Consider the following 21,050-nt stretch of genomic DNA (forward strand, 5'->3'; position numbering starts at 1 on the left):
GTCATGCAGACAAAGCGCCCGCGCGGCAACGGGTAAGAAAAAGGGGAGCCTGCAGGTGGCAGGCTCCCCTCTTCATCGCGCGGACGGTCGGATCAGACCAGCTCGCCCAGCATGTCGGTTTTATACCCGTCAAGCTTGGCGATCTCGCCTTCGCGCACGCGCTTTGCCCAATCGGGGTTCGCGATCAGCGCGCGGCCGACGGCGATAAGGTCGAACTCGCCGCGGTCCAGCCGTTCTTCCAGATCGCCCAGATCGCTCGTCGCATCGGTTTCCTGTCCGGCGAACGCGCCGAAGAAGTCCTGCGACAGGCTGACCGAGCCGACCGAGATCGTCGGAACGCCCGTCAGCTTCTTGACCCAGCCTGCGAAGTTCAGGCCCTTGTCGCCGTCAAGCGCGGGGAACTCCGGCTCCCAGAAACGGCGCTGCGAACAGTGCAGCATGTCCGCGCCTGCATCGACCAGCGGCTGCGTCCACGCGGCCAGTTCGTCGGGCGTAGTGGCAAGGCGGCGGGTATAGTCCTGCTGGCTCCACTGGCTGATACGCAGGAACAGTGGCGTATCGCCGATCGCCTTGCGCACGGCGGAAACAACATCGGTGGCGAACCTGTTGCGGTCGGCCAGCGTGGCGCCACCCCATTCATCGTCGCGCTGGTTGGTGCCGTCCCAGAAGAACTGGTCGATGAGGTACCCGTGTGCGCCGTGCAGTTCGATCGCGTCGCAGCCGATCTCGACCGCCGCGCGGCAGGCATCGACGTAAGCATCGATGGTGTCGATCACGTCGTTGCGCGTCATCGCCTGCCCATAGGGCTCGCCCGGCTTGAACAGACCAGAGGGGCCTTCCGGTGTACCGGGGCGCGGCTTGTCGGGGAACTGATTGCGGACAAGTCCGGTATGCCAGATCTGCGGCGCGAACAGGCCGCCGGCGGCATGGACGGTGTCGACCACGTTCTTCCAGCCGGCCAATGCGGCTTCGCCGTGAAAGTAGGGGATGCCCGGATCGTTGCGCGCCTCGGGCCGGTCGATCACCGTGCCTTCGGACAGGATCAGCCCGACCTCGCCTTCGGCGCGCTTGCGATAGTATTCCGCCATCTCGGCGGTAGGCACGCCGTTGTCGGAAAAATTGCGGGTCATCGGGGCCATGACGATGCGGTTCGGCAGTGTCAGGCCCCGGATTGTGAACGGGGAAAAGAGTGTGCTCATGCCCCGTCAGATGGGGTCTTGCGCGGTCCCGTCAACTGTCCACGTCTGGCCCTTGGAAAGCAGCGCACCGAGGTTGCCTGCCTTGGCCGTGCGGGCCTTCGACATTTCCTCTGCGACAACAGCATCATAGGCCGGACGCGGATCATCGTAGATCACGCCGAGTGCCATCGGGAACGGGCCGAACGGCAATTCCACCAGCATGTGGGCCAGCGTGCGGTTCTTCACGTCATGAACCATGACGCCCGCTCCTTCCCAGTCGCCGTCGACGACATCGACCACCTTAAGGGTCATGTTCTCGACATCGCGGGCAAGGCCCTTGGTGCCCTTGGCGAAAAGCATCGGCTGACCGTCTTCGAGCCAGAGCTGCTGGTCCTCCGCACCCTTGGGCGCGGCGAAGTCGTTGAAGACGTCCTTGTTGTAGACGATGCAGTTCTGGAAGATCTCGACAAAGGCGGCGCCGCGGTGGGCGTGCGCTGCCTTCAGCACGTCGGGCAGGTTCTTCGACACGTCGAAGCCGCGCGCCACGAAGCGCGCGCCCGAACCCAGCGCGAAGGCGCAGGGCTGTGCCGGACGGTCGATCGAACCGCCGGGGGCCGACGGGCTCTTCGTGCCCTGGCGGCTGGTCGGCGAATACTGGCCCTTGGTGAGGCCATAGATCTCGTTGTTGAACAGCAGGATCTGCACGTCGATGTTACGGCGCAGGATGTGCATCGTGTGGTTGCCGCCGATGGACATCCCGTCGCCGTCGCCCGTCACCATCCAGACGTCGAGTTCCGGGTTCGCCAGCTTGATGCCGGTCACGAACGCGGGCGCGCGGCCGTGGATCGTGTGGAAGCCGTAGCTTTCGACGTAATAGGGGAAGCGGCTTGAACAGCCGATACCCGACACGAAAACGGTCTTGGCCGGATCGGCGTTCAGCTGCGGCAGCGTGCGCTGCACCGCCTTGAGGATCGCGTAGTCACCGCAACCGGGGCACCAGCGTACCTCCTGGTCGGTTTCCCAGTCCTTGAGCGTGGTCTGCACGGGGGTCATGTCGTTCATTGTTCGCGGACCTTAAGGATTGGCCGCTTCCGGGCTCGGAAGCTGGGTTTCGTTGACATCGACTTCGCCGCCGATCTGGCTGGGGCGCGGTTCGCCAAGGGCGTCGCAGATCGCGTCCTCGATCTCGGCGATGGCGAAAGGCTGGCCGCTGGTCTTGGTCAGCGGCTGCGCATCGACGAGATACTGGTCGCGCAGGACGGTCTTGAACTGGCCCGCGTTCATTTCGGGCACCAGCACCTTGTCGAAGCCCTTGAGCAGATCGCCAAGGTTCTTCGGCAGCGGCCAGACATTGCGGACGTGAACGTGGCTGACGTCCAGCCCGCGCTTGCGCGCACGGCGCACGGCCTGGTGGATCGGGCCATACGTCGAACCCCAACCGACGAGGACGAGCTTGCCGCTCTCGTTACCGAGGCACACGTCCTGATCGGGGATCGAGTTCGCGACGCCATCGACCTTCGACTTGCGGGCATCGGTCATCGCCTGGTGGTTGTCGGGCGAGTAATCGATGTGGCCGGTGCCCTGCGCCTTCTCGATACCGCCGATGCGGTGCATCAGGCCCGGCGTGCCCGGCTTGATCCACGGGCGAGCGCCCTTTTCGTCACGCGCGAAGGGAAGAAGCTCGTCTTCGCCCTCGGCGTTCTTCGCATTCTTTTCGGTCAGGAACTTGGCCGGGAACGGCCTGTAGTCGGCCGGGTTCGGCACCTTCCACGGCTCTGCCGCGTTGGCGATGTAACCGTCGGTCAGCAGCATGACCGGGGTCATGTACTCGACCGCGATGCGGCAGGCCTCAATCGCGCATTCGAACGCGTCGGCAGGGCTGCGAGCGGCGATGACCGGCATCGGCGCATCGCCGTTGCGGCCGTAGATCGCCTGATAGAGGTCCGACTGCTCAGTCTTGGTCGGAAGGCCCGTCGAGGGGCCGCCACGCTGCGAGTTCACGATGACGAGCGGAAGCTCGGTCATGATGGCAAGGCCCATCGCCTCACCCTTCAGCGCGATGCCCGGACCCGACGACGAGGTGACGCCAAGCTGTCCGGCATAGGACGCGCCGATCGCCGAACAGATCGCGGCGATCTCGTCCTCGGCCTGGAAGGTCTGGACGTCGAATTCCTTCAGGCGCGCGAGGTGATGCAGGATCGCGGATGCGGGCGTGATCGGATAGCCGCCGAAGAACATCGGCAGTTCGGCAAGCTGGGCACCTGCAACAAGGCCGAGACTGATCGATTCAGCGCCGGTGATCGTGCGGTAGAGGCCCGGTTCCGACGCGACGGGATCGACGTGGACCTGCTTGAGCGGGCCGGAAATCTCCGCCGTTTCGCCATAGGCGTGCCCCGCGTCCAGCGCGGCGATGTTTGCATCTGCCAGTTCAGGTGCCTTGGCGAACTTCTGCTTCAGCCAGTCGTGGATCGGTTCGCGCGGACGGTCGAACATCCAGAGCGCGAGGCCCAGCGTCCACATGTTCTTGCAGCGCAGGGCTTCCTTCTTGCCGAGGCCGAAGGGTTTCACCGCTTCCAGCGTCAGTTCGCTGATGTCGAAGGCCAGCACGTCCCACTTGGCAAGGCCGTCGCCTTCGAGCGGGTTGGCGTCATACTTCGCCTTGTCGAGGTTGCGCTTCGTGAATTCGCCCGTGTCGGCAATGATCAGCCCGCCCGGCTTCAGCGCGGCAAGATTCACCTTCAGCGCGGCCGGGTTCATCGCGACGAGGACATCGGGCGCATCGCCCGCGGTTTCGATGGCGGTCGAACCGAAGTTGATCTGGAAAGCTGAAACACCGAACAGCGTGCCCTGCGGCGCGCGGATTTCTGCCGGGAAGTCGGGGAACGTCGCCAGATCGTTACCGGCCAGCGCGGTCGACAGCGTGAACTGTCCCCCCGTCAGCTGCATCCCGTCGCCGGAGTCGCCCGCGAACCGGACGACGACAGCCTCTGGGGCGGTGGTTTTATCGGACGCCATTCACTTATCCTTGCAGTGGCTTTCGCTCACGAATAGCCGAAAATCGTTGGGGGGACCTAGGCCTCCAACTTGCGCGTTTCAATTCAGAAAAACTATTGGGGATGATAAGGCGGGCATCGCACGGCGTTGTCTTCGCACTGCAGCATAGGCCCGCAACGGCCCCCGAACGCACAAGGACCCTTGATGTCGACACCAGATCCTGCCCTTTACCGCCCCTGCGCGGGCCTGATGATCGTCAACGAACAAAGCCGCGTCTTCGTGGGCAAGCGGATCGACACAAAGGAAGGTGACTGGTGGCAGATGCCGCAGGGCGGCGTCGATCCGGGCGAAGATCTTGTCGAGGCGGCCTACCGCGAACTGCACGAGGAAACCGGCATCGCCCGCAACAAGGCGAAAATCATCGCGCGAACCGAAGAAGAGCTATTTTACGACCTGCCCGATGAGCTGAAGGGCAAGCTGTGGAAGGGCAAGTACATCGGCCAGCGCCAGTCGTGGTTCCTCATGCGGTTCACCGGCGCGGAAAGCGACATTGACCTCAACGTCCACGATCCGGCCGAGTTCAACGATTATCGCTGGACCGAGGCCGACCTGCTGCCGGACCTGATCATCCCGTTCAAGCGGGACGTCTACGCACGCGTGCTGGAACTGTTCCGCCCTCACCTTTGAAGGCGCGGGACCGCCGCTCAATTCCGGGCGGCGGGTTCCGTCGTGGTCGGCGCGGCTTCGGCCGACTTCACCTTGGGCAGCGGCCCGCGCGCGATTACGCTGGCCAGTTCGGCGGCTTCGGAACAGTTCGTGCCGCACATCGACTGCAGCTTGGCAAGGTTGCCTTCGGCCTGCGTGACGGCGCCCTTTTCGGCCATCGCAGCGCCCTCACCCGAAATCGCGGCGAGGTTGCCGGGATCGCGTTCCTGCGCCTCGCGGTAATACTTGATCGCTTGGCCCTGCATCCCCTTTGCACGAGAGACTTCGGCAAGCTGAAGATAGGCGTGCGTGCTGGCGGGGTCGATGGCCAAAGCCGCCTCAAAACGGTCTGTCGCGGCATCCAGATCGCCCGCGGCAAGCGCGGTGCGGCCGGAGTCGATAAGCTCTGCGGCCTGCGGGTTGGTGGTCGTCGGGGCTTGTCCGAAACTGCTGCTCGCACTCACTGCGACAAAAAGGGAAATCGCGGCGGCGATCGGCGTATAGCGCATCAGCAGCTCCCTGGTCCGTTCAGAACTGGCAGCGGAATATCGTTGGTTAACAACTGCCATGGTGGGCTTAACCTACCAGACCAAATCTATACGCGCGATGAAAAATCCGTCGGTGGCATCGTCATAGGGTGCCAGACGCCAGCCCTTGCCGCGCGGCGAACCGGCGGAAAGCTTGACATTACCTGCTGAGAATCGCGGATTTCGCGCAAGAAAAAGATCGAGAACCTGTGCCCCTTCGGCATCCAGAAGCGAGCAGGTGACTAAGACAATACGCCCGCCGGGACGCACGAGCCGGGCCGCGATCTCGATGATTCGCAGCTGCGTCGCGGCATATTTCGCCACTTCCGATTCGCTTAGCCGCCAGCGCGCTTCGGGATTGCGGCGCCACGTGCCGGTGCCCGAACAAGGCGCGTCGACCAGCACGGCGTCGGCCTTGCCTTCCCACGGCGCCAGCGCGTCCATCTCGCGCCCCGGATTGAGCAGCACGGTATGCGCGATCTCGGCTCCCGCACGTTCGGCGCGCGGAGCAAGGCGCGACAGGCGGTCGCGGTTGGTATCCGCCGCGATCAGCGCCCCGCCGTTCGCCATCTGGGCGGCAAGTGCCAAGGTCTTGCCCCCGGCGCCTGCGCAAAGATCGATAACGGTCTCGCCCGCTTTCGCCTCGACGACCGAACAGGCAAGCTGGCTACCGCCGTCCTGAACCTCGATCTCGCCGCTGGAAAAGGCATCCCAGCGTTCGACGGGCGTGCCGACCGGAAAGCGCAAGGCCTGCGGCGCGGCGAGCGGATCGCCCTGTTCGGGCAGTTCGATCGTATCGCGATCTGCCTTCAGCGTGTTGACGCGGATGTCGAGCGGCGCGCGTTCGAGCAGCGCGCTGGCCGCCCTGCCCGCAACGCCGCTATCGGCCAGCGCCCGTTCCAGCCATTCGGGCGCGATGCCGCCTTTTGCGATAGGCTCACCCTCAGTGATGGCGGCAGGGCCATAATCCGACCCGTCGAACAGGTCGGCGATTTCAGATTCTATTTCGGCAAGGCGCAGCATCGCCGCGCGGCCTGTTTCGGGGACGGGCCCACAAGCGCGGATCGCGGCGTATATGTGCTCGCGGATGGCGCGGCGGTCTTTCGAACCGGCATAGCGGCGCGCCTTCAGCCCCTCTGCAACGATACGGTCCGCGCTCGCCCCGTTGTTGCGTGCGGCGGTGATAATCTGGTCAAGGATCTCGATCGCGGCCTGGACGCGGGCTGCGGGGCGCATGGCTCTACTTGCCCTTCGACAGGCGGCGGCGGTTTGCCGTTACCTTGCGGCCGACGTGTTCGATCGTGCGTTCGACCGCCTTGTCGCCCACGCCGAGCGAACCGGTCATCGCCATGAACGACAGTTCGGCAGCAGCGCGCACCTTTTCGGCGACCATGCGGTTCGCCTCGCGCTGGGCGCGCGGGTCGCCCGCCATGATCATCCAGCTTCGCATGGCGATCACGTACCAGCTTTCCGCCCAGAGCCACATGGCGTCGGTGGCGAGCTTTGCCGGGTCCGTCCCGGCCTTGCGCGACATCAACCGCCGCGAGTCGGGTAGTTGGGCGCCTCGCGCGTGATGGCGACGTCGTGGACGTGGCTTTCACGCAGGCCCGCATTCGTGATGCGCACGAACTGCGCATCCTTGCGTAGCGAATCGATGCTTTCGCAGCCGGTGTAGCCCATCGCCGCCTTGATGCCGCCGACAAGCTGGTGGATCACGTCACGCGCCGGACCCTTGTAGGGAACCTGACCCTCGATACCCTCGGGCACGAGCTTCATCTGTTCCTTAACGTCCTGCTGGAAATAACGGTCCGCACTGCCGCGCGCCATCGCACCGACAGAGCCCATGCCGCGATACGACTTGTAGGCGCGGCCCTGATACAGGAACGTCTCGCCCGGCGCTTCCTCGGTTCCGGCCAGCATAGAGCCGACCATGATCGTCGAGGCACCGGCGGCAACGGCCTTCGCCGCGTCGCCCGAAGTGCGGATGCCGCCGTCGGCAATTACCGGAACGCCGTGCTTCTCGGCTTCCTCGGCGCTTTCCATCACGGCGGTAAGCTGCGGCACCCCGACGCCTGCGACGATGCGCGTGGTGCAGATCGAGCCCGGGCCGATGCCGACCTTGATGCCGTCCGCGCCTGCGTCGATCAGGGCCTTCGTCGCCTCTGCCGTGGCGACGTTGCCGGCGATGACCTGAACCGAGCTGGAGATTTTCTTCGCGCGCTCGACCGACAGGGCCACGTCCTTATTGTGGCCGTGGGCGGTATCGATGACGATGATGTCGACTTCGGCATCGACCAGCGCCTCGGTGCGGGCAAAGCCCTTGTCACCCACGGTCGAGGCCGCAGCCACGCGCAGGCGGCCCGAGCCGTCCTTGGTCGAATCCGGATAGAGAACGGCCTTCTCGATGTCCTTCACGGTGATGAGGCCGACGCACTTGTAGGCATCGTCCACCACCAGCAGCTTTTCGATCCGGCGCTGGTGCAGCAGGCGGCGGGCTTCGTCCGAACCGATCCCGGCGCTGACCGTGGCGAGGTTGTCCGCCGTCATCAGTTCCTTCACCGGCTGCGCGTCGTTGGCGGCAAAGCGCACGTCGCGGTTGGTGAGGATGCCGCACAGCTTGCCGCTGGCCTCGACCACCGGAATGCCGGAGATCGAGTTTGCCTGCATGATCGCGCGCGCCTCGCCCAGCGTGGCATCGGGCGTTATGGTGATCGGGTTCACGACCATCCCGCTTTCGAACCGCTTGACCTGGCGGACGGCGGCGCACTGTTCCTCGATCGTGAGGTTGCGGTGCAGGACGCCAAGCCCGCCCATCTGCGCCATGACGATCGCCATGTCCGCTTCGGTCACGGTGTCCATCGCGCTGGAGATGATCGGGATGTTCAGCGAAATCTCGCGGCTGACCTTGGTGCGCGTATCCGCCTGCGAGGGGACGAGCGAGCTTTCCGCAGGCCGCAGCAGGACGTCGTCGAACGTCAGGCCGAGGGGAATGTCGTTAGCGGAAAAACGTTTTGCCATGGGCCCTGCCGATAGAGATGGGGAGAGGGAGAATCGTGGCGGCCCATGTAACCACCAAGCGCCTTCGCCGCTAGGGGTCGTTTGCGCTAATTTCATCCCTTGGTGCCTGGGGCAGTGTCGCAGGGCTCGCTGCGCGCGTGATAAGGGCCACGTGAAAGGCCACCATGTCGGCTGCAGCGCCCAGTTCGACATGCTCCACCCCATCGCTCGCACGGTGATAGTCGCGGTCGAGAAAAGCGGCGAAACGCGCATCGTCGGCAAAGGCGGCGCTGACGATCACGGCGGGCACGTCGTTCACCGCAAAAGCCCAACCGTCCTGCCGTTTCAGGAAAGCCAGATTGCGCTCGTTCGGTGCGACAAGGGTGACGCCGGTATCGTTAGCGGTCTTGTCGATCAGCTCCATCAGCCCCTCCGTGCGCGGTCCTGCCAGCACCACGGCGGGTGAACTTGGCGGGGACAGCCCTTCGGTATCGAGGTTGAAGACCGCAACGAACTTGTCGAGCGGCACCGGTGGATCGGCGGTGAAATCGTATGCGCCTTTCAGCCCTGCCTCTTCCCCGCCGGATGCAAGGAAATAGATGTCGCGCACAGGCCGAGGCCCCTTGGCCAGCTGGCGCGCGATCTCGATCATCATGGCAAGACCGCTGGCATTATCGATCGCGCCGTTGCAGATCCGGTCGCCGCGATGGCGACGGCATTCGCGCCCCTGCCCAAGATGATCCCAATGCGCGACCAGGAGAACCGCGCCGAAACGTGGGCCCGTACCGGGAAGCCTGCCGATGATGTTATGGGTCTGGACCGTCTTCTTGCGCCGTCCCTCGAATGAAAACGGCTTGCGCCAATCGTGCCCCGGATCATGCGTACCCGATTCCAGCCCTGCCGCTTCCAGTTGCGCCTGAAGGTAGTCGAGCGTCAGCGCCTCGCCCTCGGTACCGACCTCGCGCCCGCCGTAACGGTCGGAGGCGAGTTCGGCGACATGGGTATGAAGCGCCTGTTCGAGCGGGGAAAGCTCCCGCGCCGGAAGCACCTCGCGCGGCGGCTCGGGGGCGTGGGCACAGGCGGCCAGCAGCGCAAATGCGCCGACCGCCATCGCCCGCAAAAACCCTCTAACCCCCATCGCAGTCCGTTCTTTTCCTTATTGAGCAGTCCAGCCGCCGTCGGCAGAGATATTGGTGCCGGTGATGTTGTCGGCAACGTCGCGGCACAGGAACAGGGCCAGCGCGGCCAGATCGTCGGGCTGCGTGAACTTCTTGGTCGGTTCGCGCTCCAGCAGGACTTCGTTGATCACGTCCTCGCGGCTCATGTTCCGGGCTTTCATGGTGTCAGGAATCTGATCCTCGACCAGTGGGGTCCAGACATAGCCGGGCGAGAGGCAGTTCACCGTGATGTTCTCCTGCGCCAGTTCCAGCGCGAGAGTCTTCGTCAGGCCCGCAAGACCGTGCTTGGCCGATACGTATGCCGACTTGAAGGGCGATGCCGTCAGTGAATGGGCGCTGGCCGTCATGATGATGCGGCCCCAGCCCTTTTCCTTCATCTTGGGAACGGCAAGACGGCAGGTGTGGAACGAGGAACCGAGGTTCAGCGCGATGATCTTGTCCCACTTGTCGACCGGGAATTCCTCGATCGGAGCAACGTGCTGCATCCCTGCGTTATTGATCAGGATATCGACCGCGCCGAACTTTTCGAACGCGCCCTGCATCAGCTCTTCGCAGCCTTCGGCAGTGGTCAGGTCGGTGTTGATGTAGATCGCCTCGGCCCCGCTCTTTTCGGCGAGGTCCTTCCTCTCCTTTTCGATCTCGTCGGCATCACCGAAACCGTTGATGACGACGTTCGCGCCTTCGGCCGCCAGCGCCTTGGCATAGGCAAGGCCGATGCCGGAGGTTGAGCCGGTGATGAGGGCGGTTTTACCGGAAAGGAACATTCGCGTCTCCTTGCGCATTGTCAGGACGGGGCCCTAATGCCCGCTATATGGAGGGCAAACGATGCGGCTCAACGATTTTTCCAAGAATATTCGCGTACGTGACCAGCGCGGCATGGGTGGCACCGGCGGAAAGCTGGGTTGCGGCGCTGTCGTAATCGCCATTTTGGGCGCGGTGGTCTTCGGTATCGACCCGATGACGACATTGGGCGTGGTCGATCAGGTTCAGCAGACACAGGGTGGTTCGCCGCAGGCCAGCGGCCGCACGGTCGAGGAAAGCTGCAACGTCAACGCCTATAGCCTTGAAACATGCTCGGCCCTCTCTTCGCTGGACGAAACGTGGGCACCGCTTTTCGCAGAGGCCGGTATCCGCTTCGAACAGCCGACGCTCAATTTCTATGACGGTCGCGGCCAGTCGGGCTGCGGCGCGGCTCAGGCGGCGATGGGGCCGTTCTACTGCCCTTCGGACCAGGGCATCTACATCGACACCAGTTTCTACGACCAGCTTGACCAACAGCTTGGCGCAGGCGGCGACTTTGCGCGCGCCTATGTCATCGGTCACGAATACGGGCACCACATCCAGACGCTGACCGGCACCTCGAACATGGTTCGCCAGGCACAACAGCAGAACCGGTCGCAAGCCAACCAGCTACAGGTCCGCATGGAACTGCAGGCGGATTGCTATGCCGGTGTCTGGGCGGCAAAGAACCCGCAACTGATCGAACCGGGCGATATCGAGGAAGGCCTTCGCGCCGCCAGCGCCATCGGCGACGATGCGTTGACGCAGGGCCGTGTCTCGCCCGACAATTTCACGCATGGCACCAGCCAGCAGCGCATGCAGTGGCTGCAAAAGGGCCTGCGTACCGGAGATGAAGACCAATGCGACACTTTCGCCGACTTGCGGGGCTGAGCGCGCTGACGCTCGCCCTCGCCCCGCTTGCGGGGGCCAGCGCGCAAAGTCCGGTCGATCCGAACGTGAAGGCAGAGGATATCCCGATGCAGCCGCTTCGGGACCTCAACATCGATAGCGAAGACGTACCCCCGCTTTTGTTCGACATCGGGAACGATCCCTATGCGACGGGCGGACTTACCTCTTGCCATCACATTGAACAGGCGATCGCCGACATCGACCTGATGCTGGGCGCGGATATCGACGATCCGCAGGAACGGTCCGATCTTCAGAAAGGTGCGAACAGCGCAGGCCGCATCGCCAGTTCGGTTGTCGGCGGGATCATACCGTTTCGCGGCATCGTGCGCGAAATTTCAGGTGCGAAAGGCAAGGAACGCCGCCTGCGCGTCATGGTCAACGCCGCAATGGTGCGGCGCGGATTCCTGAAAGGCATCGGCCTTGCGCGCGGCTGTGCTTATCCGGCGCGGCCCATCGTCGACGTTGAAACCGGCAAGGCCAGCGCGGACCTGCCCGAATTTCCCGAGCCCGGCACTTACGAAGCGCCTTTCGTGCGCGAAAAAGTGCCGGAAGGCGAAACGCCCCCCGGCACTCCGAAACGCAGGTCCACCCCGCGGGTGCAGGACGTCGATTAAGACGCCCCGCACGCTGCGTCAGGGACGGAACTCCTCGCCGCTGCTACGTCCAATGCCCTGCCAGTCGACATTGCGGGTCGCGTACATCGTCCCCGCCAGCGCGAAGAACAGCAGGACCGAACCGATCAGCAGGCTCAGCGCCTCGAGGCTGAGCAGCACGAAGAGCAGCGCGTAGAGCCCGACAAGCAGCGCGCCAATAAACTTCGCCCGCTTCCAGCTTTTCAGCACCGCAGCGCTATAGGCGGTGACAAGCCCGATGATCGCGATGCTGGCCACCGCGTAGGCCGCGGCGAAGCCGATTACTTCGGCAAACGCCAGCAGCAGCACGAAGAACAGCACCAGACCCGCACCCGTCAGCAGGTATTCGGGCGCCGAGACGCTGGCCCCTGCGACGATGTCGAACATCAGGAAGGCGAGGAAAGTGAAGCCGATGATCAGGAAGCCGTACTTCACCGACCGGTCGATCTGGCTGTAGAGATCGACCGGTTCGACCAACCCGACCGAAGCCGCCATGCTGGGCCCGACGCCGCCGCGCTCGTAGACCGGCACGATGTCAGGACCGCCGATCAGAGGCGCACCGGGATTGGTATTGGACAGCAGGTCTTCGCCCAGCGCCAGATCGCTAACTGCAAAAGTCGCGGTGAAACCGTCGTCGCGCACGTCGCTGGTCGCGGGCAGGAAGCTGCCCGAAAAGCTGGGATGCGGCCACGGTGAGGTCACGCTCCACTCGGTATCCGCCCCGCGCGGGACAAGGCTCAGCGTTTCGCTGCCGCGAAGGCCGTATGACCAGTCGACGTCGAGCGTTCCGGTGCCGTCCCAGTCGACGAAGGTGAAGAAGCCCGAATTACCGCTGGCCTGAAGCCCCGCACCCGGCTTCGTCGTCAGCGCCTTGCCGTTCGCTACGACGCGGCTGTCGTTCTGAAGCCCGCGCGCATCGGAAATGCCGAAGTGCAGTTCGGCGCGGTCGAACTTCATGTTCTCGGTCTCGATCCCGCGCCGGTCGAGGTCGTCGGGCATGGCAAAGCTCGCCTTGCCCGACAGGCTGGCGTCGTAGATCACAGATTCGTAGATCGACTTCTTCTTGCGCTCAGGCTCGATCGCGGTGGCGACGTCATGGCTCTTGGGCGAGAGGTAGAGGTTGCGCGTCACGCGCTTGACCTGACGGACTTCCTGCCCGTTGGTCACCGTCGTCTCGACGCTGTTTTCTTCATAGGGGATGACTAGCACCGGCCCCGTCACGATCTGCGGACCGCCCCACCCCTGCGTTATCGTCGCGCGCGCGGTGCGGGACTGGTCCTGCCGGTCCCAGACCAGCGCGTAGACCATGAACAAGGGCACCGCGAGCGCTGCGGCCAGCAGCACGGTGCCCAAAAACTTGATTCCAGGCGATCTTTGTCGCCTGACCGGATTTTCCATGATGTAACTCCCCAGTTCAACGCTGCGACGAAACGTGGCTCTACAGCGATGAACCGAGTGTTAATTGGATCGAGAGAGCCTTACCCCTTGCGGCGGGCAGCTTTCATTTCCTCAATCTCTGCGTCGATTTCGGACAATGCCTCGGCCTTGTCCTCGGCGCTCAGGTCCACAGATGAGGCAATGGTCGAGCGGACCTGCGTCAGCGTGTTGATGATCATGTCATGCGGCACGCCGGTGCAGATGTGGCTGACATTCTCACCCTTGTCTTGGTTCTTCCCGACCTCGCAGCTGCTGTCGATCACCATCTTGCGAACGACGCGCTTCTTCGCCTTCCCGTCACCTTCGACCTGGCTCATGCGGATGACGTGGACCTTGCCGTCCTTCGACACCTCGTGCTCGACTTCGGCCATGTCCTTCATGACCATCATGTGGACGCGGCGCTCGGTTTCTGCGGCTTGGCGCTCGACTTCGGCGGCGTGGCGTTCGACTTCGGCCATCTTGCGCTCGATCTCGATTTCCATGCGTTCGCTATCGCGCTCCGCCCGCTCGGCTTCGAGCTCGGCCAGTTCGACCTCGCGCTCGATCTCCGCTTCCATCTGCGCCAGCTCTTCCTCGGTCATGTCCTCGTCGGTCTCGACCTCGATCTGGCCGTCCTCGTCCTTCACGACCCAGACGCGCTTCTGCACATCGGGTTCAGCCACCGCGCTCGATGCGGGCACATCGGTCGTCTCGACCGCGCTCTCGCCCTCGGCATAGGAAACCGATGCGGTCAGCGGCAGGGCGACAAGGCCGGCGGCCCCGACAAGCAGGAGACCGGTACGATGGCGGCGGGTAGTCGTGTTCATGCCGAGGCTCCTCAGGCGGTGGACAATGGCTTTTTCGCCCAGCACCGGACCGATTTCGCGGAAACCGGCCATGGGGGCAGCAAGTGCAAGGTTCTGGTCGCGGCTGCAGGCGGCAATGACTTCGCCGTAACGGGCGCGGTCTTCCTGCGGGCGTCCGGTCATGACGCGGGCATCGCAGGCCGCTTCCTGGTCGCGGCGCATCGCGCGCCAGCCCAGCCATGCGACAGGGTTGAACCAGTGGAGCGCCAGCACGGGCTGCGCGGCAAGGTTCGCCAGCAGGTCGTGCCCGCGGTGGTGGGCCAGTTCATGCGCAATGGCGAGATCGCGGGCAGTCAGGTCCTCGTTCGCCATGAAGCCCGGCGGCAGGGCGATGACCCGCTCACGCACGCCGAAGGCAACGGGCGCGGCAACCGCGGCGGTTTCGACAAGGCGGACAGGCCCAGCATCGCCCACGGGCACCGCGCTTTCCAGCAAGTGCCGCGTCATCGCGCGATAACACCCGATGCGCCACGCAAGGAACGCCACCGCGCCGATCAGCCAGAAGGCGATACCGATGTTGAGCAAGAGGTCATAGGGAATGGTCGAAGTCGCGATTTCGGGCGTGCTTTCGACTACGGGGCCTTCGACCGTCTCGAACACGATCGGCGCGCCCTCGATGGCAGGCGCAGCCTCAACCGGCTTCATCCACGCGGGCAGCACGACCGGCGGCAGCACGAAGCGCGCCAGCGGCACCAGCCACAGCGCATAGGCGATGCGCGGCCCAAAAGCCTTGGCAACCGGCCTGCGCAAGATCAGCACCGCGGCGATCAGCACCCCCGTATAAAGGAAGGTATCGACAGCCCAGGAGATGACCGTCCCCGTCACGTCCCCCATCATTTTCTCAGCTCCCTCAGCAGAACTTCGATTTCCTCGATATCGGCATCGCTCAGCGCCTCGGCCTCAGCCAGATGCGCGAAGAGCGAGGCGGCCTTGCCGCCGAACAGGCGATCGACCAGGCGGCGCGATTCGTGGCCGACGAAATCGGCCCGCGCGATCACCGGCGAATAGAGAAAGCGGCGGCCATCAGGCTGAGCCGCGATGGCGTTCTTGCCAACGAGCCGCGACAGCAGCGTCTTGACCGTCGCAAGGCTCCACCCTCGCTCCTCGCCCACGCTGTCGGCCACTTCGGCGGCGGTCAGCGGCGAGCGGGTCCACAGCGCCTCCATCACGGCCTGTTCGGCGTCTGAGATGCGGTCGGGATTGGCGGCTTGCTTGGTCATGTCTCGCGTTCGTTCGGCCTAAATTACGATTACAGGCGTAGTCGAAACGATTACGACTGTAAACAATGACGCCGTCCCGTTCGACGAACGACATACCGACACCGACGAATGACGTTCAGCTTTGGCGGTGTAAGGTGCAGGCATGAAACGTCGATTCGTGATCCGCTCGCTCTGGACGGCGCCCGTGGCCGCCCTCGCCCTCACCGCCCTTCCCGCCTTCGCGCAAGAGGCCGCCGAACCGGCAGAGCCCGAAGTGGCCGAGACGTTCGAGACGACGACGGTCGCGATGGAGACGACGGCAGGCACGATCGTGCTGGTGCTTGAAACGGAGCGCGCACCGGTCACCAGCGCGAATTTCCTCAAGTACGCCGACGAGGGGCGCTTCGACGGGACGGTGTTTTACCGCACGATGCGGCTGGACTGGGGCGACAAGGTTGCAGGCCTGATCCAAGGCGGCACGCAATACGACCCCAAGCGTATCCTGCCGCCCATCGCGCATGAGCCGACCAGCAAGACGGGCCTGTCGCATACCGAGGGTGCGATCTCGATGGCGCGGTATGAGCCGGGCAGCGCGACGGGCGATTTCTCGATCATGGCGACGGACATGACCGGCCTCGACGCAAAGCCCGACAGCGACAATCCCGACCAGCAGTCAGGCTTTGCGGTGTTCGGCCACGTTGTCGAAGGTATGGACGTGGTGAAAGCGATCCACGCCGCGCCGACCGATCCCGACAAGGGCGAAGGGTTCCTGAAGGGCCAGATGCTGGCCGATCCGATCAAGATCGTCAGCGTGAAGCGCGTTGCCGAATAGGCGTTAGCGCCCCGTAGGCTCTCCGTCCCAGACAGCGGCCTTGGCGGCGACGTCCTCGCGCATCGCGGCGAGCGCTTCGCGGTCGTAGATGCGCCCTGCCGCGACGACCATCGCGATGCGGCGGGTGTTTGCGATATCCTCCAGCGGGCTGGCGTCGAGCACCAGCAGGTCCGCCGCCTGCCCTTTCGCTATCAGGCCCTGCCCCAGTGCCCCGACCATTTCGGCAGGGGTGCGCGTCGCGGCGCGGATAACTTCGCCTTCGCTTAGCCCCGCGCCCACCAGCGCTACGAGTTCGTCGTGAAGCGCGTGGCCCGGCACGAAATAGGGCTTAACCGTGTCAGTCCCCGCGATGATCCGCACGCCTGCTTCGTGGAGCAGGCCGATGGCTTCTTTCTCCACCCGCGCGCTCGGCAAGGCGCTTGGCCAGAGCGGGCGGTCGAGTCGCGGCTTCCACGCGACGAGATAGGGTGGCGGAATGAAGCGCAGCGCGGGATTCGCCAGCGCCGCCTCGGTATCGGTTTTCAGCGAGTTGAAATGCGGCCCGAGGTTCAGCGTGGGCGACAGGTAGCTGCCGTGTTCCAACATCAGCGCGGCCAGTTCCGCCGCCTTGTCGCGACTCAACCGCCCCTCCAGATCGGTCCAGAGAAGGTAGCCATCGGCGTTCTTCTCCGGCTCGTGATCGGCAAGCGCGATGGCGATCTCCTCGGCGTGCTCGATAACCCGCTGGCCCGAACGGATAGCGCGCTCCACGCCGATCGAGAGCGGGACATGGCCGTCGACCGGCAGGCCGACCTTGCTCGCCTCGTCGATTATCGCGTCGTAGTTTTCGGGCGTGAGGTTCGAATAGACTTTCACGAAGTCCGCACCCTCGCGCTTTAGGCGGCGGACCTGTTCGCGCGCTTCCTCAGGCGAATGGACCAGCCCGATGTGCGACCAACCCGCACCGGAATTGTCGAGTACGGTCGCGGCGCTCCAGATGCGCGGGCCGGCCATCTCGCCGCTTTCGATCTTCTCTCGCCAGTCGAAGATGCGGCGCTGATGCTCCCACCCGCCGCCGAGGTCGCGGATAGTCGTGATGCCGTGGACGATCATCAGGCGCGGATGATCGATGCCGAGGTAACGGCTGTGCACGTGGGCATCCCAAAGGCCGGGGATGACCGTCTTGCCCGCAAGGTCGTGGACCGTCGCACCATCAGGCACGGCCATGTCTGCAGGACCGATCGCGACGATTACGCCATCATCGATCAGGATGGTGCGATCGGGCAGGATCGTCGCGAAATCGGCGTCCAGCACATCGACACCGACCAGCGCCGCCATCCCCTGCTCCGGCGGCTTCGCCTGAGCTGTAAAGCCAAAGGCACAGCCGGCGATAACCGCCAGCGCGCCGCGAACGAGTTTGCGAAGATCCCCCATGGCGCGAAAGCTACGCCAACGTCGCTATCCGTCAAGTGCGGGCGGCAGCGATGCGGCTGTCGATCTCGGCCATCAGTGCTTGGAAGTCGCCCTTGTGCGGAAAAACGTGGCCCGACAGCTGGAGCTTTTTGCCCGACTTTGCCTTCAGCGTGATCGCGTCGTCATGCATGATGCGAAAGCGCTTCACGCTCTCGACCTCGTCCCAGCGCATCGCCGTGTCCCCGCGCATCGCGAAGCCCGCAACGACAAGGCGCTGCGGCTCGAGCCGGACATGTGGCTGGTTCCCGCGCACGAGGCCGAGCAGGATGAAAAGCCCCACTCCGAACCCGACGACCGATCCGGCCAGGAACCCTGCGCGCCAGAGCCAGATCGGCAGGTCGTAGCCGGTGTCGTATCCTTTCACGACCAGCCCGGTCTCTTCCGAATAGACGAGGCCGTAGAGGAAGAACCCGCCGATCCCGAAAGCGACGAGGATAACGACGATGACCTGGTAGAGCGGCTGGTGCATGGCCAGCTTCAACGATCCGTCGGGACGTGGTTCGAACGGCATTCCTGCTCTCCCCCAAAGCGAGCGATCGGCCCAAACGAAAAGGGCCCGGCTGCAACCAGCCGGGCCCCTTTGTAACACCATTTCGGTGAAAGCTTAGTACACGCGCTTCTTCGGCTTGATGTACTCGACATCGTCGGTGAGCGTGAATTCGTGGACCGGTCGATAGTCGATCTTCACCGCACCGCCCTTGCCGCCCCAGCCTTCGAACCAAGTCGCGGTGTGCTTCATCCACTCGGCGTCGTTGCGCTCGGGGAAATCCTCGTGCGCGTGGGCGCCGCGGCTTTCCTTGCGGTTGTGGGCCGAATGCATGGTCACGGTCGCCTGGCTGATCAGGTTGTCCAGTTCCAGCGTTTCGATCAGGTCCGAGTTCCAGATCAGCGACTTGTCGGCAACCGAGATGTCTTCCATCCGGGCATAGACGTTGGTCAGCTTTTCCTTGCCTTCGGCCATCGATTCGTCGGTGCGGAACACGGCGGCGTGGGCCGACATCGTGCGCTGCATCTCGGTGCGGATTTCCGCCGTGGGCGAACCGCCCTTCGAGTGGCGGAAGTGATCCAGACGCGACAGGGCGAAGTCCGCGCTGTCCTTCGGCAGGTTGTCGTGCGCCGTACCCGGCTTGATGTTTTCCTTGAGGTGGTGGCCGGTTGCGCGGCCGAACACGACAAGGTCGATCAGCGAGTTGGAGCCAAGACGGTTCGCGCCGTGGACCGACACGCAGGCCGCTTCGCCGACTGCGTAGAGGCCCGGGACGACCGTTTCCGGATCGCCGTCGGCACCGATGGTGACGACCTGGCCGTGGTAGTTACAGGGGATGCCGCCCATGTTGTAGTGGACGGTCGGAACCACCGGCAGCGGCTGACGGGTAAGGTCGACGCCTGCGAAGATCTTGCCGCTTTCCGTGATGCCGGGAAGACGTTCTGCAAGCACCTTCGGGTCGATGTGGTCGAGGTGCAGGAAGATGTGGTCGCTTTCCGCGCCCACTCCGCGGCCTTCGCGGATTTCAAGCGCCATCGAGCGCGAGACGACGTCGCGCGAGGCGAGGTCCTTGGCCGACGGGGCATAGCGTTCCATGAAACGCTCACCTTCCGAGTTCGTCAGGTAGCCGCCTTCGCCGCGTGCGCCTTCGGTGATCAGCACGCCCGCGCCGTAGATGCCGGTCGGGTGGAACTGCACGAATTCCATGTCCTGCAGCGGCAGGCCTGCGCGCAGCACCATGCCGCCACCGTCGCCGGTGCAGGTGTGGGCCGAAGTCGCGGTGTAGTAGCAACGGCCATAGCCGCCCGTTGCCAGCACGACCGAGTGCGCACGGAAGCGGTGGATCGAACCGTCGTCGAGGCAGATGGCGATGACGCCCTTGCACTCGCCGTTCACCATGATGAGGTCGATTGCGAAGTATTCGATGTAGAAGTCGGCGTCGTACTTCAGCGACTGCTGGTACAATGCGTGAAGCATGGCGTGACCGGTACGGTCGGCGGCGGCGCAAGTGCGCTGCACCGGCGGGCCTTCGCCCATGTTCTGCATGTGGCCACCGAAGGGACGCTGGTAGATCGTGCCTTCGGGGTTGCGCGAGAACGGAACGCCTGCGTGTTCGAGCTCGATCACGGCCTGCGGCGCTTCGCGGACCATGTATTCGATCGCGTCCTGGTCACCCAGCCAGTCCGACCCCTTCACGGTGTCGTACATGTGCCAGGTCCAGTGGTCCGGCGTGTTGTTGCCGAGCGAGGCGGCGATGCCGCCCTGTGCTGCAACGGTGTGCGAACGCGTCGGGAAGACCTTGGTGATGCAGGCCGTCTTCAGGCCGGCTTCGGCGCTGCCCATCGTGGCGCGCAGGCCCGAACCGCCGGCACCCACGACGACGGTGTCATAGGTGTGGTCGATGATCTTGTAGGCAGGCTGTGTGCTTGCTTCGGCCATGTGATCAGGCTCCCAGCGCGATGCGAATGACGGAAACGACGCCGAAGACACCGGCGGCGAGGAAAACGAGGTTCAGCAGCACGATCGCGGCAAAGCGGTTGGCGCCGTGGACATAGTCCTCGATCATGACCTGCATGCCGAGGCGCGCGTGCCAGAAGGTGGAGATGATCATCAGGACCATCGCGGTCGCGGCCAATGGCGAAGCGAGCCAAGTGCTGACCGTCGAGAAGCTGTAGTCGGGCAGCATGATAAGGCTGAACACGAACCACAGGACGAGAACGAGGTTGCCGATCGCGGTGAAGCGCTGGACCAGCCAGTGATGCGCGCCGTGCTTGGCCGAGCCGAGGCCGCGAACCTGGCCGATGCGAGTTCCGTTACCCATTTAAGTCTCTCCTCAGACCAGCAGGATCACGGCCCAGAAGGCCGCCGTCAGCAGGACGCCGACGAGGATCGAGATGATCGACCAGGAATTGTTGCTGTCCACCTCGAAGCCCGCGCCGGCGTCCAGCACGAGGTGGCGAATGCCGCTCGACAGGTGGTTGAAGAAGGCCCACGAGATGCCGATCAGCACGATCATGCCGTACCAGGTATCCGCGTGGCGCATGAAGGAAACGTAGCTCTCCGGCCCGCCGGCAATCGCGCCGAGGAACCAGAGCAGGACCAGCAGGCCCGCGACCGCAAGGCCATTGCCAGAAACGCGATGCAGGATGGAGACGGCCATGGCCGGACCCCATTTCCAGATCGAGAGGTGCGGAGAGAGAGGCCTGTTCGCTGCCTTCGCCATATTACGTGTCCCCGTAGTCTTCGTGCCATAGCGTCCGGTTAAAGAGGGCCGGTCGCAAAAGGCGTGCTGCGGGCGCGAATGGCAGGCAGCGCGCCGAAGGGCAAGAGGGCATTTACAGTCTTTTTGTCTAGGTATGGTGCCTTTCCCCCGCTTGCAGCGCCCTCGCCCCGGTCTTA

Annotated in this window: 21 protein-coding genes; 4 read left to right on the top strand and 17 right to left on the bottom strand. The window is 64.2% G+C overall.

What is annotated here, in order from left to right:
- Positions 1-92: 92 nt before the first annotated feature.
- From KIH45_RS11970 to KIH45_RS11980, 3 genes are read right to left on the bottom strand one after another with little or no spacing between them, the layout of a single operon-like run.
- Entirely contained in the window at positions 93-1,199 is a 1,107-nt protein-coding gene (locus KIH45_RS11970) for an NADH:flavin oxidoreductase (protein ID WP_213176237.1), read from the bottom strand.
- Positions 1,200-1,205: 6 nt separating this feature from the next.
- Positions 1,206-2,240, bottom strand: coding sequence for a 2-oxoacid:ferredoxin oxidoreductase subunit beta (locus KIH45_RS11975; protein ID WP_213176238.1), 1,035 nt, complete (start codon positions 2,238-2,240; stop codon positions 1,206-1,208).
- A gap of 12 nt (positions 2,241-2,252) precedes the next feature.
- Positions 2,253-4,193, bottom strand: coding sequence for a 2-oxoacid:acceptor oxidoreductase subunit alpha (locus KIH45_RS11980; RefSeq protein ID WP_213176239.1), 1,941 nt, complete (start codon positions 4,191-4,193; stop codon positions 2,253-2,255).
- Between the two features lie 183 nt (positions 4,194-4,376).
- Between KIH45_RS11980 and KIH45_RS11985 the strand changes: the two genes are divergently transcribed.
- The gene (locus tag KIH45_RS11985) at positions 4,377-4,859 is read left to right on the top strand and encodes an RNA pyrophosphohydrolase (RefSeq protein WP_213176240.1); all 483 of its coding nucleotides are present in this window, start codon (positions 4,377-4,379) and stop codon (positions 4,857-4,859) included.
- A 17-nt stretch (positions 4,860-4,876) separates the two neighbouring features.
- Here the strand turns inward: KIH45_RS11985 and KIH45_RS11990 are convergent, their stop codons facing one another.
- The 6 genes from KIH45_RS11990 to KIH45_RS12015 all read right to left on the bottom strand — a co-directional run bounded on the left by KIH45_RS11990 (position 4,877) and on the right by KIH45_RS12015 (position 10,343).
- Entirely contained in the window at positions 4,877-5,386 is a 510-nt protein-coding gene (locus KIH45_RS11990) for a tetratricopeptide repeat protein (protein WP_213176241.1), read from the bottom strand.
- Positions 5,387-5,458: 72 nt separating this feature from the next.
- The gene (locus KIH45_RS11995) at positions 5,459-6,640 is read right to left on the bottom strand and encodes an RsmB/NOP family class I SAM-dependent RNA methyltransferase (RefSeq protein WP_213176242.1); all 1,182 of its coding nucleotides are present in this window, start codon (positions 6,638-6,640) and stop codon (positions 5,459-5,461) included.
- A 4-nt stretch (positions 6,641-6,644) separates the two neighbouring features.
- On the bottom strand, positions 6,645-6,938 hold the full coding sequence (locus tag KIH45_RS12000; protein ID WP_213176243.1) for a hypothetical protein: 294 nt from the start codon (positions 6,936-6,938) through the stop codon (positions 6,645-6,647).
- Positions 6,938-8,422, bottom strand: coding sequence for an IMP dehydrogenase (gene guaB / locus KIH45_RS12005; RefSeq protein ID WP_213176244.1), 1,485 nt, complete (start codon positions 8,420-8,422; stop codon positions 6,938-6,940). Before guaB ends, KIH45_RS12000 begins: the two co-directional genes overlap by 1 nt.
- Positions 8,423-8,492: 70 nt before the next feature.
- Positions 8,493-9,512 carry a M28 family peptidase gene (locus tag KIH45_RS12010; protein ID WP_213176245.1) on the bottom strand — a complete coding sequence of 340 codons (1,020 nt, stop codon included), beginning with the start codon at positions 9,510-9,512 and terminating at the stop codon, positions 8,493-8,495.
- Positions 9,513-9,557: 45 nt separating this feature from the next.
- Positions 9,558-10,343 carry a 3-hydroxybutyrate dehydrogenase gene (locus KIH45_RS12015; protein WP_213176246.1) on the bottom strand — a complete coding sequence of 262 codons (786 nt, stop codon included), beginning with the start codon at positions 10,341-10,343 and terminating at the stop codon, positions 9,558-9,560.
- A gap of 61 nt (positions 10,344-10,404) precedes the next feature.
- Here KIH45_RS12015 and ypfJ point away from each other — a divergent pair, with 61 nt between their 5' ends.
- Together ypfJ and KIH45_RS12025 are read left to right on the top strand one after the other, a co-directional pair.
- Complete coding sequence (ypfJ, locus tag KIH45_RS12020; RefSeq protein WP_213176247.1) at positions 10,405-11,250, top strand: KPN_02809 family neutral zinc metallopeptidase; 846 nt, start codon at positions 10,405-10,407, stop codon at positions 11,248-11,250.
- Positions 11,220-11,882 carry a hypothetical protein gene (locus KIH45_RS12025; protein WP_213176248.1) on the top strand — a complete coding sequence of 221 codons (663 nt, stop codon included), beginning with the start codon at positions 11,220-11,222 and terminating at the stop codon, positions 11,880-11,882. The genes ypfJ and KIH45_RS12025 overlap by 31 nt, the downstream gene beginning before the upstream one ends.
- Before the next feature lie 18 nt (positions 11,883-11,900).
- Here KIH45_RS12025 and creD read toward each other — a convergent pair whose 3' ends face one another.
- The 3 genes from creD to KIH45_RS12040 all read right to left on the bottom strand — a co-directional run bounded on the left by creD (position 11,901) and on the right by KIH45_RS12040 (position 15,402).
- The gene (creD, locus tag KIH45_RS12030; RefSeq protein WP_213176249.1) at positions 11,901-13,298 is read right to left on the bottom strand and encodes a cell envelope integrity protein CreD; all 1,398 of its coding nucleotides are present in this window, start codon (positions 13,296-13,298) and stop codon (positions 11,901-11,903) included.
- A gap of 80 nt (positions 13,299-13,378) precedes the next feature.
- Positions 13,379-15,019, bottom strand: a complete 1,641-nt coding sequence (locus KIH45_RS12035) for a M56 family metallopeptidase (protein ID WP_213176250.1) — start codon at positions 15,017-15,019, stop codon at positions 13,379-13,381.
- Complete coding sequence (locus tag KIH45_RS12040; protein ID WP_213176251.1) at positions 15,016-15,402, bottom strand: BlaI/MecI/CopY family transcriptional regulator; 387 nt, start codon at positions 15,400-15,402, stop codon at positions 15,016-15,018. The genes KIH45_RS12035 and KIH45_RS12040 overlap by 4 nt, the downstream gene beginning before the upstream one ends.
- A gap of 142 nt (positions 15,403-15,544) precedes the next feature.
- On the opposite strand from KIH45_RS12040, the gene KIH45_RS12045 reads away from it, so the two are divergent.
- A complete protein-coding gene (locus tag KIH45_RS12045) occupies positions 15,545-16,213 on the top strand; it encodes a peptidylprolyl isomerase (protein WP_213176252.1) in 669 nt (222 codons plus the stop codon).
- A gap of 3 nt (positions 16,214-16,216) precedes the next feature.
- On the opposite strand, the gene KIH45_RS12050 is transcribed toward KIH45_RS12045, so the two are convergent.
- From KIH45_RS12050 to sdhC, 5 genes are all read right to left on the bottom strand, one after another.
- Entirely contained in the window at positions 16,217-17,626 is a 1,410-nt protein-coding gene (locus KIH45_RS12050) for an amidohydrolase family protein (RefSeq protein ID WP_213176253.1), read from the bottom strand.
- Positions 17,627-17,657: 31 nt separating this feature from the next.
- Complete coding sequence (locus KIH45_RS12055) at positions 17,658-18,176, bottom strand: hypothetical protein (RefSeq protein ID WP_213176254.1); 519 nt, start codon at positions 18,174-18,176, stop codon at positions 17,658-17,660.
- Positions 18,177-18,269: 93 nt separating this feature from the next.
- Positions 18,270-20,090, bottom strand: a complete 1,821-nt coding sequence (gene sdhA, locus KIH45_RS12060; protein WP_213176255.1) for a succinate dehydrogenase flavoprotein subunit — start codon at positions 20,088-20,090, stop codon at positions 18,270-18,272.
- 4 nt (positions 20,091-20,094) lie between these two features.
- On the bottom strand, positions 20,095-20,472 hold the full coding sequence (gene sdhD / locus KIH45_RS12065; RefSeq protein WP_213176256.1) for a succinate dehydrogenase, hydrophobic membrane anchor protein: 378 nt from the start codon (positions 20,470-20,472) through the stop codon (positions 20,095-20,097).
- Between the two features lie 12 nt (positions 20,473-20,484).
- A complete protein-coding gene (sdhC, locus tag KIH45_RS12070; RefSeq protein WP_213176257.1) occupies positions 20,485-20,874 on the bottom strand; it encodes a succinate dehydrogenase, cytochrome b556 subunit in 390 nt (129 codons plus the stop codon).
- Positions 20,875-21,050: the final 176 nt, after the last annotated feature.

Source organism: Croceicoccus gelatinilyticus (genome assembly GCF_018398395.1).
In the GTDB taxonomy this organism is placed as follows: Bacteria; Pseudomonadota; Alphaproteobacteria; order Sphingomonadales; family Sphingomonadaceae; genus Croceicoccus; species Croceicoccus gelatinilyticus.

What these genes read in the sequence shown, in the direction of transcription:
- KIH45_RS11970 (WP_213176237.1), bottom strand. Translation starts at nt 1,199, where the DNA reads ATGAGCACACTCTTTTCCCCGTTCACAATCCGGGGCCTGACACTGCCG.
- KIH45_RS11975 (WP_213176238.1), bottom strand. Translation starts at nt 2,240, where the DNA reads ATGAACGACATGACCCCCGTGCAGACCACGCTCAAGGACTGGGAAACC.
- KIH45_RS11980 (WP_213176239.1), bottom strand. Translation starts at nt 4,193, where the DNA reads ATGGCGTCCGATAAAACCACCGCCCCAGAGGCTGTCGTCGTCCGGTTC.
- KIH45_RS11985 (WP_213176240.1), top strand. Translation starts at nt 4,377, where the DNA reads ATGTCGACACCAGATCCTGCCCTTTACCGCCCCTGCGCGGGCCTGATG.
- KIH45_RS11990 (WP_213176241.1), bottom strand. Translation starts at nt 5,386, where the DNA reads ATGCGCTATACGCCGATCGCCGCCGCGATTTCCCTTTTTGTCGCAGTG.
- KIH45_RS11995 (WP_213176242.1), bottom strand. Translation starts at nt 6,640, where the DNA reads ATGCGCCCCGCAGCCCGCGTCCAGGCCGCGATCGAGATCCTTGACCAG.
- KIH45_RS12000 (WP_213176243.1), bottom strand. Translation starts at nt 6,938, where the DNA reads ATGTCGCGCAAGGCCGGGACGGACCCGGCAAAGCTCGCCACCGACGCC.
- guaB (WP_213176244.1), bottom strand. Translation starts at nt 8,422, where the DNA reads ATGGCAAAACGTTTTTCCGCTAACGACATTCCCCTCGGCCTGACGTTC.
- KIH45_RS12010 (WP_213176245.1), bottom strand. Translation starts at nt 9,512, where the DNA reads ATGGCGGTCGGCGCATTTGCGCTGCTGGCCGCCTGTGCCCACGCCCCC.
- KIH45_RS12015 (WP_213176246.1), bottom strand. Translation starts at nt 10,343, where the DNA reads ATGTTCCTTTCCGGTAAAACCGCCCTCATCACCGGCTCAACCTCCGGC.
- ypfJ (WP_213176247.1), top strand. Translation starts at nt 10,405, where the DNA reads ATGCGGCTCAACGATTTTTCCAAGAATATTCGCGTACGTGACCAGCGC.
- KIH45_RS12025 (WP_213176248.1), top strand. Translation starts at nt 11,220, where the DNA reads ATGCGACACTTTCGCCGACTTGCGGGGCTGAGCGCGCTGACGCTCGCC.
- creD (WP_213176249.1), bottom strand. Translation starts at nt 13,298, where the DNA reads ATGGAAAATCCGGTCAGGCGACAAAGATCGCCTGGAATCAAGTTTTTG.
- KIH45_RS12035 (WP_213176250.1), bottom strand. Translation starts at nt 15,019, where the DNA reads ATGATGGGGGACGTGACGGGGACGGTCATCTCCTGGGCTGTCGATACC.
- KIH45_RS12040 (WP_213176251.1), bottom strand. Translation starts at nt 15,402, where the DNA reads ATGACCAAGCAAGCCGCCAATCCCGACCGCATCTCAGACGCCGAACAG.
- KIH45_RS12045 (WP_213176252.1), top strand. Translation starts at nt 15,545, where the DNA reads ATGAAACGTCGATTCGTGATCCGCTCGCTCTGGACGGCGCCCGTGGCC.
- KIH45_RS12050 (WP_213176253.1), bottom strand. Translation starts at nt 17,626, where the DNA reads ATGGGGGATCTTCGCAAACTCGTTCGCGGCGCGCTGGCGGTTATCGCC.
- KIH45_RS12055 (WP_213176254.1), bottom strand. Translation starts at nt 18,176, where the DNA reads ATGCCGTTCGAACCACGTCCCGACGGATCGTTGAAGCTGGCCATGCAC.
- sdhA (WP_213176255.1), bottom strand. Translation starts at nt 20,090, where the DNA reads ATGGCCGAAGCAAGCACACAGCCTGCCTACAAGATCATCGACCACACC.
- sdhD (WP_213176256.1), bottom strand. Translation starts at nt 20,472, where the DNA reads ATGGGTAACGGAACTCGCATCGGCCAGGTTCGCGGCCTCGGCTCGGCC.
- sdhC (WP_213176257.1), bottom strand. Translation starts at nt 20,874, where the DNA reads ATGGCGAAGGCAGCGAACAGGCCTCTCTCTCCGCACCTCTCGATCTGG.